This is a genomic window from Chloroflexota bacterium, from assembly GCA_016219275.1.
In the GTDB taxonomy this organism is placed as follows: Bacteria; Chloroflexota; Anaerolineae; order UBA4142; family UBA4142; genus JACRBM01.
Genome location: JACRBM010000075.1, coordinates 38720 through 53607 on the forward strand (window position 1 = coordinate 38720; position 14888 = coordinate 53607).

The following is a 14888-nucleotide window of genomic DNA, read 5'->3' on the forward strand; positions in this document are numbered from 1 at the left end:
AGGATGAAAACTGAAATCCATCTTTCAACCCTCATCTTTCATCCTTCGAACGCAAGATCAATAATGGAGCAAAAAACATGACACAACCAACTTACATTGGCGCAGTTGACCAGGGTACGACCGGCACGCGCTTTATGATTTTCGATCACGCGGGCAAGGTCGTCGCGTCGCATTACGAAGAGCATCATCAAATCTATCCGCAGCCGGGCTGGGTGGAGCACGACGCCGGCGAAATCTGGGATCGCACGCGCACGACGATTGGCGGCGCGATGGCAAAGGCGCAGATTCACGCGACCGACCTCGCCGCGATTGGCATCACGAATCAACGCGAGACGACCGTCGTGTGGAATCCGCAAACCGGCGAACCGTACTACAACGCGATTGTCTGGCAAGACACGCGCACGCAGAGCATCTGTCAAAAATTAATAGACGAGGGTCACGCGGAAAAGATTCGCGCGAAAACCGGCTTGCCGATTGCGACGTACTTTTCCGGGACGAAAATCAAATGGCTGCTCGATAACGTCCCAGATTTGCGCGCGCACGCAGAACGCGGTGAAGCAATTTTCGGCAACATTGACACGTGGCTGATTTGGAATCTGACCGGCGGACCGCGCGGCGGCGTTCACATCACCGATTATACGAACGCCTCGCGCACGATGCTGCTCAACTTGCAAACGCTCGACTGGGACGACGAACTCCTCGCGCTATTCGGCATTCCGCGCGCGATACTGCCGCGCGTCCGTCCTTCATCCGATCCCAGCATCTACGGATTCACCGAAGCGCTTGGCGCGGTGGGTGGACGTGTCCCCGTGTGCGGCGATCTCGGCGATCAACAAGCCGCGTTGTTCGGTCAAGTGGGGTTCGAGCCGGGCGAAGCGAAAAACACGTACGGCACCGGTTGCTTTTTGTTGTTGAACACCGGCAAAGAGATCGTGCCGTCAAACGCCGGTCTGCTCACGACGGTCGCCTCGAACGGCGCGACGTGTTACGCGCTCGAAGGTTCGATTGCAATTGCCGGCGCGGCGGTGCAGTGGTTGCGCGATAATCTCAAACTCATTTCGAACGCGGGAGAGACCGAAGCGATCGCGCAATCGGTGGCGGACACCGGCGGCGTGTATTTCGTGCCGGCGTTCAACGGCTTGTTCGCGCCGCATTGGGATATGTACGCGCGCGGCACGCTCGTCGGCATGACGCGCTATACCAAACGCGAGCACATCGTCCGCGCGACGCTCGAAGCGATTTGCTATCAGACGCGTGAAGTGATCGAAGCGATGGAAAAGGATTCTGGTGTGCCGCTCAAAACACTAAAAGTGGACGGCGGCGCGGTCAAGAATAATTTTCTGATGCAACTGCAAGCCGATATTCTCGGCGCGCGTGTCGTGCGTCCCATCGTCAACGAAACGACCGCGCTCGGCGCGGCGTACGCGGCAGGACTCGCGGTCGGCTTTTGGAAATCACTCGACGAACTGCGCCAGAACTGGGGCGTGGACCGCGTGTTCGAACCGCAATGGGACGCGACGCGACGCGAGCACGGGTACGGCGAATGGAAGCGCGCGGTCGAGCGGTCCAAGGGCTGGCTGAAATAGAATTAACCTTGCGAAGGTTTTAAACCTTCGCAAGGTTAATTTGCTCATTCGTTTGTTCCCATTCGCTTTTGATGCTATAATCTGTCGAACGTATCGCCGCAGGAGGAACGATGAATCTGGAGCAAGTTACTCAACGCGTCACCTGGCTTGACGAAGAACATCGCAAAGACAAAGCGCAAATCGCCGAAGTAGGCAATCAACTGACTTCGCAGTATTCTCAAATTGCGGGGTTGGTCAAGACCACCCAAGACCTGGAAGAACGCATCGCGCGCTTGCAGAGCCAGTCGTTGCGTTATTCGCAAATCGAGCAAGCGACCGGGCAGGTCAAGACCGAGGTGCAGATCATCCTCGAGCAAGCGGACAAACGCCGGCTGGCGGCGGAAGAAGAACAGTTCAAGATCCGCCAAGCCGAACGCGAACGGATGGACCAGATTCTTTCCGCGCTCCAGATGCAAATCGAAGCCCTGCAACAATTTCAACGCGGCATCATCGGTGATCACGATGTGCTCAACCGGCTCGACCTCGCGTTCGGCACGCTCCAGCGCGAAGTCGAAGACGCGATTCGCCGCGATGAGGCGCTCAACCAACGCATCTCGGTCGTCGAAGAATGGGTGCCGCGCACCGGGCAGTTGATGACCGAAGTGCATCAACTCGGCGACCGCTTGCGCCAGGAACGCGCGGATGCCGCCGAAGCCGCGCGCCGCGCCGAGCAATCGCGCGCGCGCCACATGGCGGAATGGGCGGAGCAGATGAAGACGAGCCGCCGCGAGATCGAAGAGTGGCTCGCGCAGATGCGCGGCATTCAGGAAAAGTACAAAGAAGATCGCAAAATTTTTGCGCCGCTGCAAGAAATGGAAGAACGTTTGAAGCAGACCGAAGCGCGTCTCTTGCAATGGCAACGTCTGGTCGAGGAGACGCGGCGCAAGGAACGCGAGCAGATCATCGCCGATATCGAAAAGCGTTGGCAACAACAACTCGGCGAATGGCAATTCATGCGCGACGAGTGGAACAAGCGCATCGCGGTCGTGTCCGACCGCATTACCAAACTCGAAGATTGGCGACCCGAGGTCGCGACGCAATTGCACGAACTCGTCGAGCGCATCGAAAAAGAACGCCGCGAACGCATGGTGTTGTTGTCGAACATTCTGCGCGCGCTCATCGAAGCGGAACGCAAGCGGTACGTCAGCCAGGATCGAATGCTCGAAGACATCCTCAATCGCGTCGAAGGCGAAAAGCCAGTGACGAAAAGTCGCAAAGTCGCCAACCCGGCGGGAGATTGACGCGTGCGTGTGATTGGTACGGCGGGTCATGTGGATCACGGCAAGTCCACGCTCGTCAAGGCATTGACCGGCATTGACCCCGACCGGTTGAAAGAAGAAAAAGAACGCGAGATGACGATTGACCTGGGTTTCGCCTGGCTCACTTTGCCGAGCGGCGAAATGGTCAGCGTCGTAGATGTGCCGGGACACGAAGCGTTCATCAAAAACATGCTCGCGGGCGTCGGCGGGATTGACGCGGCGATGCTCGTCATCGCGGCGGACGAAGGCGTGATGCCGCAAACGCGCGAGCACCTCGCGATTTTGGATTTGCTGCAGATCAAGGGCGGCGTCGTTGCGTTGACCAAAAGCGATACGGTGGATCGCGATTGGATCGAGATGGTGACAGCGGACGTACGCCAAGAACTTGCCAACACGGTGCTCGCGAACGTACCCATTATTCCCGTCTCTTCGAAAACACGCGACGGGTTGAAAAACCTGCTCGCCGAATTGGATCGTCTCCTCAAGGTTGTCGCCCCGAAAAATGATCTTGGCAAACCGCGTCTGCCGATTGATCGCGTCTTTTCGATTGCCGGCTTTGGCACGGTCGTCACCGGCACGTTGAGCGACGGCAGTTTCGCGGTCGGTCAAGAAATCGAAATCGCGCCGAGCGGGAAACGCGGACGCATTCGCGGTTTGCAAACGCACAAGTCCAAGGTCGAACACGCGCAACCCGGCAGTCGTGTGGCGATCAACGTATCCGGTCTCGCGGTCGAAGATTTGCAGCGCGGTCAGGTCGTTGCCTTGCCCGGCACGCTGAACGGCACGACCTTGCTCGATGCGCGGCTCGATTATCTCGCGTCCGCGCCCAAACCGCTCGCGCACAATAATGAGGTAGATTTTTTCACTGGCGCGGCGCAAGTGCCGGCGCGCGTGCGTTTGTTGGAACGCGACGAGTTCAAGCCGGGCGACGCGGGTTGGATTCAACTGCATCTCGCGCAACCAGTCGCGGTCGCGAAGAATGATCGCTACATCATTCGCTTTCCGTCGCCGAGCATCACGATTGGCGGCGGCTCGGTCGTTGACCCGCACGCGACCACGCGGCATCGGCGTTTCAAGCCAGAGGTCATCGCGCGATTGGAAACGCTCGCGCGCGGCACGCCGGATGAAATCGTCGCGCAGTTTCTCGCGTCGCGCGGCGCAAACCCCGCCGAGGCGAAAGAGATCGCGAGCGCGACCGGCTTGAGCGTTGAGGTGGTTGCCGCGGCGTTGAACGCGCAGGTCGAATCGGGTGGGGCGATGGCGCTGGGCGCGGCGTTCATCTCCGCGCCAAACTGGCGCGCGCTCGTCGCTAAAATCCGCGCCGCGGTGGACGATTTTCACAAACAATTTCCGTTGCGCGCCGGTCTGCCGCGCGAAGAATTGAAAAGCCGCCTGGGTCTGCCGCCGCGCGTATTTGATCGCGTCGTCGAGCGCGCGAGCGCGGAAACTGTTTTGGTCGCGCGCGAGGATGTGGTGTGCCGTCCGGATTTCACGATCACGTTTTCGCCGGAACTGCAACGCAAGGTTAGCGCGTTGCTCGCGCAATTCGACCGCGCGCCGTACGCGCCGCCGAGCGGCGGGGATGCCGAGTCCGCGCTGGGCGTGGAAGCGGTGAATGTGCTGGTTACACAAGACAAACTCGTGCGCTTGAACGAATCGGTGTTGCTCGCGCCGACCGCGTACCGCGCGATGCGCGAGTGGGTCGTCGCGACGATTCAAGCGCAAGGGCAGGTGACGGCGGCGCAGGTGCGCGACCGGTTCGATACCAGTCGCAAGTACGCGGTCGCGTTGCTCGAGCATCTCGATAGCGCGCGCGTGACCAAGCGCGTCGGCGACGCGCGCGTACTCTGGTAAACGTCACGAATGCTATTCGTTTATTCGTTTTTTAGAACTCGCTGTGAAAACGCAAGATATTGAAAAAGATTCGTTGATGATTCGTCGCGGTGCGCTGGAAAATCTCTCGCGCTTGTCGCTCGTCGCCGCGTTCTGCGCGCTCGTCGCGACGGTGTGCACCGCTGGCGCGATCGCGCAGCGACCGCCGCCGGTGATGACCGCGGTGGCGTTCGTCGCCACGTCGCTGCCGCTACCGACCGCGACACTCACACTCACGCCCACACCCATGCCGCCGCCGATCGCGCTTCTTGCCGGACATTCCGGCGGCGCGGACACGGGCGCGATCTGTCCCGATGGGTTGCGCGAGGTGGACATCAACGTGGATATCGCGAATCGGACCAAGTTGTTTCTCGAAGCGCGCGGGTATCAGGTCGAAGTGCTCGCCGAGTTTGATCGGCGATTGAACGCGACGAAACGCGATTACACGCCGCGCGTCTTTCTCGCGATTCACGCGGACTCGTGCATCATGTACGCGTCCGGCTACAAAGTTGCGCGCGCCGAGTTCAGCGCGATTTCGCAAGAGGATGATCGCTTGGTGCGCTGTGTCAGTAGCGCGTACGCGGCGGCAACCCAGTTGGCGTTTCACGAAGGTAGCATCACGCGCGATATGACGCACTATCACGCTTTGAACGAAATCAACTCGAATACACCCGGTGCGATCATCGAGCTGGGTTTCCTGGGTGCGGACAAGAAAATTCTTAAAGAGCGCCGCGATGCGCTCGCGCTCGGCATCGCCGATGGACTGGATCGGTTCGCGCAAGGCGGGCAGTGTCAGTGAAGTAGTGAACAGTGAACAGTAAACAGTGGGCAGTTTTATCGGGCTGACGTTGTGACCGAGGGAAGCATCTCTCGGTTTTTTTCTTAACGATGAATAATTCACATGGACATCTGGAATTAAGAACGCGCTTGCTTCCGCCGCTCGTCATCTTGCTGATGATTCTGCAACTGACGACGCCGTTTCGCGGCTGGATGATTTTGCTCGTGGGGCTGGGTGGCGCATGGTTGATCGCGTTCGTTTGGGCGCGATCACTCGCGCGGCATCTCACACTCACACGGCAAGTGCGCTTTGGTTGGGCGCAGGTCGGCGACCACATCGAGGAACGATTCACGCTCATCAATCGCGGTGTGCTCCCAGCACTCTGGGTCGAAGTGTCCGATCATTCGACGTTGCCGGATTATAACGCGAGTCAAGCGACTGGCATTGGCGGCGACACGGAAACGCGTTGGCTGCTGCGTACGCGATGCGCGCGACGCGGCGCGTACACACTCGGTCCGACGACGATTCGCGCGGGCGACCCATTCGGCATTTATCAAGTCACGCTCGATTTATGCGCGACGCAAAGTATGTTGGTCTTGCCCCCGGTCGTGCCGTTGCCGGGAATTCAAATCGCGCCGGGCGGACGCATCGGCGAAGGACACTTGCGCCGCACCGCGATCGAGCGCGCGGTCAACGCAGCAGCCGTGCGCGAGTACCAGCCCGGCGATAGCGTGAACGCGATTCACTGGCGCACCTCCGCGCGACGCGATGATTTGTTCGTGCGTCAATTCGACCACACGCCGAGCGGCGATTGGTGGGTCGTGCTCGATCTCAATGAGCGCGTCCAGGCAGGGCAGGGCGCGGATTCGACGACGGAGCACGGCGTCATTCTCGCCGCGTCGCTCGCCGATGCCGGGTTGCGCGCGCGCCGCGCGGTCGGTCTCGTCGCGAGCGCGCGCGATTCGATATGGCTTGCGCCGCGCGATGACGCCGCGCAACGCTGGGACATTCTCGGCGCGCTCGCGCTCGCGCAACCCGGCGATCTCGCCTTGCGCGATGTGCTCACACGCGCGCGAACATCGCTCCGCCAATCGTCGAGTCTCATCATTATCACCTCGGATGCGACCAATGCCTGGGTGGACGCGCTGCCGCTTTTGTTATGGCGCGGCATCGTGCCAACCGTTATTCTGCTCGACCCGCGCTCGTTCGGCGGCGCGGTGGATGCGCGCGGCGTGGCGAACATGCTCGCGCGCATCGGCATCGCGCGGCATATCGTCACGCGCGATATGTTGGCGCGCCGCGCCGCGATGCCAGGTCAAGCCGGCGCATTCGATTGGCGCGTGACGCCGCACGGACGCGCGGTCCTCGCGCGTTCGCCGCGCGACGCGGCGTGGAAGACACTTGTATGATCGCGCTAGTACGTTGGTGCGTGCGCACGCTTGGCGCGAATACGCTCGTCATCCTCGTGTTGTTGTGGTGCGCGTTCGCAACGACCGCGTACGCGCTGCGCCAAGTGGTGCGCGGATTTGACGAGGTCTCCGCAATCGCGTTGATGACGCTCGCATTACTCGTCGGCGGTGCGCTCGCGCGTTTCCCAGGTTGGCTTGCCGCGTTGATCGCGATGTTGCTCGGCGGCGAAGTGGTCTTGGTACGCGTCGGGCAACTGGGCGATAAACTCGGCGCGCTCGCGCGAACGCTCGCCATCGTCGCGCGCGAAACCTGGGATGTGCCGCGCGGCAAAGCGATAGACGTTGCGCCGACGTTGCGCGCGCTCGGCGAGTTGTGGAACGCGATCGCGATTTTACTAGCGCGTTTGCGCGATTGGCTCGGCGCGATGGCGAGCGGTGTGCCCGCGTTCGACCCGGTCGCCGCTGCGCTCGCGTGGGGCTTGGTCGCGTGGGCAATCGCGTCCTGGGCGAGTTGGCACGCGTTGCGTCGCCATAGCCCGCTCGTCGCACTCGCGCCGTGCCTGGCGTTGCTCGCGGCGGTGTTGGCGTACGCCGGCGGCAATCCGGATTATCTCTTGGTGATGCTCGCGGTCATCCTGGTGTTGTTCGTCGTGTGCGCGCAGAGCGAGCGCGAACACCGCTGGCGTGTGAATCACATTCCTGCCGCCGAAGACCTGCCGTTCGATCTGGCGATCACCGGAGTTTCGTTTTCGCTAATCTTGATGATCCTCGCGGCAAGCATCCCGTCCTTTTCGCTCGACGACGTGATTCGATGGACACAGGAGTTGACGCGCGAGCGAGTTGAAGTGAATCGCGTGACGGAATCGTTTGGATTGCAGCCGCAACCCGCGCCAAGCCAGCCGACGATTTTCGATGTGATGCGCGCGCCGGGTCTGCCGACGAAACACCTGCTTGGTACAGGCGCGGAACTATCGCGTCTGGTCGTGATGACGATTCAGACGGACGACACGCACGTTGAATCGCCGGAAGAGTATGTTGCGCCGCCGCATTATTGGCGCGGCAGCACGTACGATCGTTACACCGGGCGCGGCTGGGTGACGAGCGATACTGAAATCACCGCGTATCAAGCCGGCGAATCGGCAGACGGCGGATTGACGTTGACCCAGCGCACCGTGCAACAGGAATTCCACCGCGTGCGCGAGACGAGCGGTTTACTGTTTGCGACCGGCACACTTGTCACTGCCGATCACGATTTTCGCATCGCGCGGCGCGCGAACGGCGACGTGTTCAGCGCCGAATTGCGCGCCACAAATTATCGCGCCGAGTCGCGCGTGTTGTCGCTTGATGTGGAACAACTGCGCCAGGCGGGGACGCTTTATCCGGCGGAGATTCGTGCGCATTATTTGGATTTGCCGGACGATGTGCCGCTGCGCGTGTTGACGCTCGCGCGCGACTTGACCGCGACCCAGCCGACGCCGTATGAGCGCGCGCGCGCCATCGAAAATTATTTGCGCGAATTTCCATACACGCTCGATCTGCCCGCGCCGCCGCCGAATCGCGATGTGATGGATTATTTTCTGTTCGATCTGCAGAAAGGGTACTGCGATTATTTCGCGTCCGCGATGGTCGTGCTCGCGCGCGCGGCGGGGATGCCGGCGCGGCTCGTCGTGGGGTACGCGCCCGGCGTGTTCGATCCGATCAACGCGCGTTACATCGTCACCGAGGCGGACGCGCACGCGTGGGCAGAGTTGTATTTTCCCGACGCGGGCTGGGTTGAGTTCGAAGCGACGAGCAATCGTCCGGCGCGACAGTACTCGGCGCAAAACACATCGGACGAAACGCAAAAGTTACCCAAGGCAAACAAAACGCTGACGAACTTGACCACGACCGAAATGGATTGGGGCTGGATTCTGTTCGCGGTGGTCGCACTCGTGCTGGGTGGAATCGGCGCGGTGTTCGCGTCCGACGAGTTGCGCTTGCGGCGGCGTCCGCCGATCGCAACGGTGCGCGAAATTTATCGGCGGCTCGCGTGGTACGCCGCGCGGTTCGGTGTGCGCGCCCACGCGTCCGACACGCCGAGCGAGTTCGCGGAAAAATTGACGCGTCAGGTAAACGCGCGCGCGATGATCGCGCGAGACTTGGACGCGCTAATTGACGCGTACGTGCTTTGTCAGTATAGTCCACGTAAACCGGACAAGGCAACGCAAACGCGCGCGTTACGAACGTGGCAACATGTCCGCGCCGAGTTGTGGAAACTGTGGGCGCGACGGTCAGTAGGCAGATAGCAAATTGCAATTCGCCATTCGCGATATGCCATTCGCCATACGTTATACGCCATTCGCAATTCAAAATTCGAAAGAGGTGATTCGTGAACGAATTTGAAATCAAACAACAACGGATTCAAGCACTGCTCGACAAACACAATCTGGACGCGCTCTTGCTTCAACGCGTCAGCAGTTTTGCGTGGGCAACGTGCGGCGCGGCGGGGTACGTCGGCACCGCGACGACATTCGGCGCGTCATCGCTGCTCGTCACGCGCGCGGCGCGCTATGTCATCACGAACAACATCGAGGCGACGCGCTTGACGCAGGAAGAGCGCCTCGACGCGCAGGGCTGGGAATTGCGCGCGACGCCGTGGCACGCGGCGAACGCGATGGCGGAACTGACGCGCGGAATGAAACTCGGCGCGGACTGGGGCTTTCCGAAAGCGCTTGATTTGACCGCGGACCTCGCACGCGTGCGCGCGAATCTGTTACCCGAAGAAGGCGAACGCTTTCGCGCGCTCGGCAAAGCGTGTGCGGACGCGCTGGACGCGGCGATTCGCGCGGTGAAACCGGGGATGACCGAGTTCGAAATCGCGGCGCAACTCGCGCTGCAGGCACAGCGTCGCGGCGTGCAAGCCATCGTCAACTTGATCGCGACGGATGAACGCATCTTCAAGTTTCGCCATCCGCTGCCGACTGCGAAAAAATTGGAGCGCTACGCGATGCTCGTACTCGGCGGGCGACAACACGGGTTGGTCTGCTCGATCACGCGATTCGTCCATTTCGGCAAATTGCCGGACGAGGTGCAACGCAAGATGGAAGCGACCGCGCGCGTGGATGCGGCGTTCATCGCGGCGACGCGCCCGGGTAAAACGCTCGGCGAGATTTTTCAGCGCGCGCAACGGGTTTACGCGGAAGCCGGGTTTGCGGACGAGTGGCAATTGCATCATCAAGGCGGCGTTGCTGGATACGAGGGGCGCGAGTACCTGGGTTCGCCAACGGCGACGGATGTGGTTGCGTTGGGGCAGGCATTCGCCTGGAATCCGTCCATCACCGGCGCGAAATCGGAGGACACGATTCTCGTCGGCGCGAACGGCAATGAGGTGCTTACACGTACGGATAGCTTGCCGACGATGGATGTGAATGTGGACGGTATCACCTTCGCGCGACCGGCGATTCTCATCGTGTAATTTGCGGGTCTCGAAAATAATTCTTTTGCCCACGAAGAGCACCAAGGACACGAATTTTTGTTTACCCAATGTGCAATATCACAATTGTCATTTCGAGGAGCGGGTTTTGCGACGACGCGAAGCGTCTCGTCCTTGTCCGAGGCGTGAGATTTCTCGCTGCGCTCGAAATGACAAACAAGTTGCACATTGGGTTTGTTTGTATCCTTGGTGTTCTTTGTGTCCTTCGTGGAAAAAACTTTTCTGGCTACACGGATGGATATGCGCCGCGCACAAAGTTCGCCAGATCGGTTTTGAGTTGCGCGAGCGAGGGCAGGTGAATGTACATCATGTGTCCGGCTTCATAGTACGTCATCGCGACGTTGTTCTGCAAACTCGGTTCGAGACCGAGATGATTGAAGGTGTAGCGCGTCGCCAGGTACGGCGTCGCAAAATCGTAATAGCCGTTCGCGACGATAACTTTGAGGTACGGATTCGTCGTCATCGCCTCGCGCAATGTTTCCGCGACGTTGACGTAGCGATTCTCGTCCTCGGCGTAACTCCAGGGTTGCACTCGCGGCGTGAGAAGTTCGTACGGCAGATCGGTCTCGAATTTCAACTCACCGCGCACGTAATCGTTGAAGGTCGCGGTGTACGGTCCGATAATGTTCGTGAGACTGGGATCGTAATCGTGAATCTCGCCGGCGGCGTCGCGGTCAATGCCTTTGAAACGCGAATCGAGACGCCCGACCGTGCGGCGTTCATCGCGCAACAGCTCTTTGCAAAAGCGGTGGATGTCCACGCGCAAATTGGTGCGCTCGATGTACTCGCGCGACAAACCGGTGTAGCGCGCGAGTTTTGCCACAATCGTTTGGCGCGCGTCGTCGCCGAGCGATGCCCCTTGCGCGAGCGCGAGCGTGTACTCGCCGAACGCAAACTGCTCGACCTCGCGCAGCGTCGCGTGCAGGTCGCTTTGCAATTCCGGCGCGAGCCGTTTGTGGTACCACGCGGTCGCGGTGTACGTCGGCAGAAACAAAATGTGCGGCAGGTCATTCCCAGGATTGAATCGCGCGGTCGCAAAATTCAGGATGGACGACACAAGCATGATGCCGTTCAAGTACATGCCGTGCCGTTCTTGCAAGTAACCCGATAATCCTGCCGCGCGTGTCGTGCCGTAACTCTCGCCGATCAAAAACTTGGGACTCGTCCAGCGTTGATAGCGCGTCGTGTAGAGTCGAATGAAATCGCCGACGGATTGGATGTCTTTTTTGAAACCGTGAAACTCTTTGGCTTTTTCGCCGACGACCGGACGACTAAAGCCGGTGCTGACCGGATCAATGAATACCAGGTCGGTCACGTCGAGCATCGAGTACTCGTTGTCCACGAGTTGGTACGGCGGCGGCGGCAAATCGCCGATGTCGGTCATCACGACGCGGCGCGGACCGAGCAAGCCGAGGTGCAACCACACGGACGACGACCCAGGTCCGCCGTTGAACGAAAAGGTCAGCGGGCGTTTCGTTTTGTCGGCAACATCATCGCGCGTGTACGCGATAAAAAAGACGGACGCCTTTGGTTTTTCGCCCTCGGATTCGCCGTCCTTGTCGCCTTTCTTCTCGGCTTCCTCTTTCAGCACAATCGTGCCAGTCGTCGCCGTGTAGCTGATCGTTTGACCGCCAAGCGTGATGGTGTGCTTGGTCTCGACGATTTGATCCTTGGGTTCCGGCTTCTTTTCTTCATCGTGTTTTGATTTTGCCTTGTCGTTGTCGGACATGCGTTGCTCCTTGATGCGACCGCCGAGCGTCGCGAAATGGTGTTGGCACGATTCTATGTGGAACGTGCGGTGGCGTCAAGCGTGTGTGGACGCGCAAACCCGACCGGCTGGAAAACCGGTCGGGTTATGAACGCCACAGTACCCCGATGTTCGACGGGAGTCAACTTACATTTGTAAAGCGATTTCCTTTTGCCGCCTATTCGGGGCGCGTGTGTTCGGCGGCGTTCATCGTTTTGTGATATAATCTGTCTCGGAGGTGAGTACTATGGAACTCGAAGAATATTTCAACTTCCTTGCGCCGGATGACATTCGCGTTAAAGGGACGCGCGTTGGAATCGAAACCATTCTCTACGATTTCATTTATCGCAGTCGTTCCCCCGAAGACATTGTGGCACAATATCCATCGCTGACCCTTGAACAAGTTCACGCGACGATTACCTACTATTTGCATAACAAAGAGCAAGTCACGGCTTATCTTGCCAACTGGCTTGAGACCACAAATCGTCGGTGGGAAGAACAGAATCGCAATCCATCGCCGGCGATACAGAGGTTGCGCCGCATTGCTGCCGAGCGTCAAGCCGCGTCCATTCAAAAACCATGACCAGAGGTCACCTCGGTGAGAAAATATCTTCTGGACGAGAATGTAGGCGAGAACCTACGCAAGGGCTTGCACACGCGCCATACTGATATTGTTGTATGGCGAATGGGTGAGCCAAGTGTTCCGCCGATAGGAACGCTTGACCCTGACATACTCTTGTGGTGCGAAGCAAATGGTTTCATGTTGGTTACGAATAATCGTGGCTCAATGCCGAATCACTTACGCGACCATCTTGCCATGGGGCATCACTTTCCAGGTATGATAACTCTCAACCCGAAGATGTCATTGAGCGAAACCATTGAGGAGTTGGCTCTCATCTGGGGCGCATCGAATCCTGACGAGTACGCCGACCAAATAACCTACCTTCCACTCCGTTGATAGAATTTTTGACCTGTTACCACTACCGTCGCCTTTGAGCGGCGGTTTTTGTTTTTCAGATGCTGGTGTGGTGCGTTGCACTCGGATTGAAAAGAAATGTCGCCAAAACGCTACAGCACTCCGACAACGGCGGACTTGGGCAAGCCACCTTTGCGCGCCAAGTGTATTGCTGGAAAAAGTTACTTCGCTGGCAGCCGATACCGCCGTTGTCGGTGTGCGAGTGTTTCGCGTTCGTGCAGTTTTGGTGTATAATCCAGTCGTGGACATTGACCGCGAACTCAAAGACGAACTGCAACAGATTTTGGAATTGTGCCGCGAGTTTGACGTTCATCCGCGTCTCATCGGTGGTTTGGCGGTGCGTGGATTTGCGCGGCGTAAACGATTCACACATGATATTGACCTTGCTATCAGTCGCAACGACAAGCCGAACTTCATCATGGTTCTCAAGCGATTGGGTTTTGAATATCAAGACCTAACCAAGTTTGAAGGCGTGAAAGCGATCAAGCGTGTTGGCAATACGACGGTTGAAATTCATATCTCGGTTGAACGACTGTGGGATATGACTTCCAATCAGACGTACACACTCTCACCAGATTCGGCGCAAGTAGCGGTGGATGATGCGGGTAATCTGCTTGCGCCGACTGTTTCCGCCGAAGATTTGCTGATACTCAAACTGATGCCACTACGAGACCGCGACTTGGGCGATGTGATTGCCTTGTTGCTCGACTTGCCCGCGATTGATGCTAAAAAATTGTGGGAGAACTGCGAACGCACCAACAACACGCGCCACATTATCGCGCAACTCGGCAAACTAGAAAACGCGTTGCGAAGCGGCGATTTCCGCGAAGCGTGGTCAGAGTTTTACGGTGCGCCACTTGCCGCGCGTGATGTTCTGACCGTAATTGAAAAGATACGTTCGCTCCAAAAGGCAAAACCATGAACGCGCAAATTGCTTGTCCGAATTGTCGTTCGACAATATCATTCCGCATCAACGGCAATGTGATTGATACTCCGCTGACCTGTTCGGTTTGTGGACAATCGTTCGCGCCGCATTTCTATTGCCCTGATGCGCGTTCGTCGTCGCGTCATATCTTCGCGGCGTCGTCCTTGTGCGTTGATAACCTGGGCGCGGTCTATACTTTTTGCCCCGAACACACTTTCACGACGTATGCGCTCGCTGCGGATAGCAAGCCGCGCCCGAAACAAACTCCTCTGCGTTTCCTCGCGCGTTTCCTCGATTCGCTCGTCTATCGCCTGACGCTGAACATCGAAGCGTTGCGGATGCAAGCGTTCTCGCGGCGATAGCAAAGAAAAGTGGGTGAGTTTTTCGCGTTCGTGCGTGTTCTCTTGTTCCGCTACACCGTCCTTTGATTCTGTTAGCGTGTTTCTGGAATTACGCGTTTGAATACACTGACCTCTCCATTTTCAACTTGAATTGGTTCCCATCCCTCTGCTAAAAGTCTCCCGATTATTTTTGAACGCTCCTCGCGTTCTCTTGTATAACCGTCTTTACTCCAATCATAGACGGATTCAGATTCCCATTTTGGCATGGCTATCTCCCCAAGTCCGTCACGATTCCGAATTGCTTGGCGGATGAGTACCTATTCGACTGGAAAGGCATGGCGCGAAACGCTTGTATACTGAGACTTGAACATTAACAGTCGAATAGCGATTTCGCACGAACGAGAGTACACTGATCGTGTGGGAGGGTAGGAGTGGCTCGCGAACAAACGCTGGGGAGCTTTGCTGCCCCTGGCGGTAGAATGCC

The 14888-nt window shown here is 58.5% G+C and carries 13 protein-coding genes; 11 read left to right on the plus strand and 2 right to left on the minus strand.

The features are described 5' to 3' along the window. Positions 1-77 precede the first annotated feature (77 nt). The 7 genes from glpK to HY868_21385 all read left to right on the plus strand — a co-directional run bounded on the left by glpK (position 78) and on the right by HY868_21385 (position 10397). Entirely contained in the window at positions 78-1586 is a 1509-nt protein-coding gene (glpK, locus tag HY868_21355) for a glycerol kinase GlpK (GenBank protein ID MBI5304695.1), read from the plus strand. 110 nt (positions 1587-1696) lie between these two features. Continuing rightward, the gene (locus HY868_21360) at positions 1697-2866 is read left to right on the plus strand and encodes a hypothetical protein (GenBank protein MBI5304696.1); all 1170 of its coding nucleotides are present in this window, start codon (positions 1697-1699) and stop codon (positions 2864-2866) included. Positions 2867-2869: 3 nt separating this feature from the next. Then, complete coding sequence (gene selB, locus HY868_21365; protein ID MBI5304697.1) at positions 2870-4738, plus strand: selenocysteine-specific translation elongation factor; 1869 nt, start codon at positions 2870-2872, stop codon at positions 4736-4738. A 76-nt stretch (positions 4739-4814) separates the two neighbouring features. Beyond that, positions 4815-5555, plus strand: coding sequence for an N-acetylmuramoyl-L-alanine amidase (locus HY868_21370; GenBank protein ID MBI5304698.1), 741 nt, complete (start codon positions 4815-4817; stop codon positions 5553-5555). 89 nt (positions 5556-5644) lie between these two features. Then, the gene (locus HY868_21375; protein ID MBI5304699.1) at positions 5645-6943 is read left to right on the plus strand and encodes a DUF58 domain-containing protein; all 1299 of its coding nucleotides are present in this window, start codon (positions 5645-5647) and stop codon (positions 6941-6943) included. After that, positions 6940-9228 (plus strand): transglutaminase domain-containing protein, encoded by a 2289-nt coding sequence (locus tag HY868_21380; protein MBI5304700.1) that lies wholly within the window; start codon positions 6940-6942, stop codon positions 9226-9228. Before HY868_21375 ends, HY868_21380 begins: the two co-directional genes overlap by 4 nt. 83 nt (positions 9229-9311) lie before the next feature. Beyond that, positions 9312-10397 carry an aminopeptidase P family protein gene (locus tag HY868_21385; GenBank protein MBI5304701.1) on the plus strand — a complete coding sequence of 362 codons (1086 nt, stop codon included), beginning with the start codon at positions 9312-9314 and terminating at the stop codon, positions 10395-10397. A gap of 244 nt (positions 10398-10641) precedes the next feature. Here the strand turns inward: HY868_21385 and HY868_21390 are convergent, their stop codons facing one another. Next, positions 10642-12144: a peptidase S10 gene (locus HY868_21390; GenBank protein ID MBI5304702.1), complete on the minus strand. Its 1503-nt coding sequence runs from the start codon at positions 12142-12144 to the stop codon at positions 10642-10644. A 265-nt stretch (positions 12145-12409) separates the two neighbouring features. Between HY868_21390 and HY868_21395 the strand changes: the two genes are divergently transcribed. The 4 genes from HY868_21395 (at position 12410) to HY868_21410 (ending at position 14425) form a co-directional block, all read left to right on the plus strand. Further along, on the plus strand, positions 12410-12745 hold the full coding sequence (locus HY868_21395) for a DUF433 domain-containing protein (GenBank protein ID MBI5304703.1): 336 nt from the start codon (positions 12410-12412) through the stop codon (positions 12743-12745). Positions 12746-12760: 15 nt separating this feature from the next. Further along, positions 12761-13120: a DUF5615 family PIN-like protein gene (locus HY868_21400; GenBank protein ID MBI5304704.1), complete on the plus strand. Its 360-nt coding sequence runs from the start codon at positions 12761-12763 to the stop codon at positions 13118-13120. A gap of 220 nt (positions 13121-13340) precedes the next feature. After that, on the plus strand, positions 13341-14060 hold the full coding sequence (locus tag HY868_21405) for a nucleotidyltransferase (GenBank protein MBI5304705.1): 720 nt from the start codon (positions 13341-13343) through the stop codon (positions 14058-14060). Beyond that, on the plus strand, positions 14057-14425 hold the full coding sequence (locus HY868_21410; protein MBI5304706.1) for a hypothetical protein: 369 nt from the start codon (positions 14057-14059) through the stop codon (positions 14423-14425). Before HY868_21405 ends, HY868_21410 begins: the two co-directional genes overlap by 4 nt. 71 nt (positions 14426-14496) lie before the next feature. Here the strand turns inward: HY868_21410 and HY868_21415 are convergent, their stop codons facing one another. Beyond that, positions 14497-14670: a hypothetical protein gene (locus HY868_21415; protein MBI5304707.1), complete on the minus strand. Its 174-nt coding sequence runs from the start codon at positions 14668-14670 to the stop codon at positions 14497-14499. Positions 14671-14888: the final 218 nt, after the last annotated feature.

Excerpts from the sequence above, each read along its gene's own strand:
- HY868_21395 (MBI5304703.1), top strand. The coding sequence starts at position 12,410 with ATGGAACTCGAAGAATATTTCAACTTCCTTGCGCCGGATGACATTCGC.
- HY868_21380 (MBI5304700.1), top strand. The coding sequence starts at position 6,940 with ATGATCGCGCTAGTACGTTGGTGCGTGCGCACGCTTGGCGCGAATACG.
- HY868_21360 (MBI5304696.1), top strand. The coding sequence starts at position 1,697 with ATGAATCTGGAGCAAGTTACTCAACGCGTCACCTGGCTTGACGAAGAA.
- HY868_21370 (MBI5304698.1), top strand. The coding sequence starts at position 4,815 with ATGATTCGTCGCGGTGCGCTGGAAAATCTCTCGCGCTTGTCGCTCGTC.
- HY868_21375 (MBI5304699.1), top strand. The coding sequence starts at position 5,645 with ATGAATAATTCACATGGACATCTGGAATTAAGAACGCGCTTGCTTCCG.
- HY868_21390 (MBI5304702.1), bottom strand. The coding sequence starts at position 12,144 with ATGTCCGACAACGACAAGGCAAAATCAAAACACGATGAAGAAAAGAAG.
- glpK (MBI5304695.1), top strand. The coding sequence starts at position 78 with ATGACACAACCAACTTACATTGGCGCAGTTGACCAGGGTACGACCGGC.
- HY868_21415 (MBI5304707.1), bottom strand. The coding sequence starts at position 14,670 with ATGCCAAAATGGGAATCTGAATCCGTCTATGATTGGAGTAAAGACGGT.
- HY868_21410 (MBI5304706.1), top strand. The coding sequence starts at position 14,057 with ATGAACGCGCAAATTGCTTGTCCGAATTGTCGTTCGACAATATCATTC.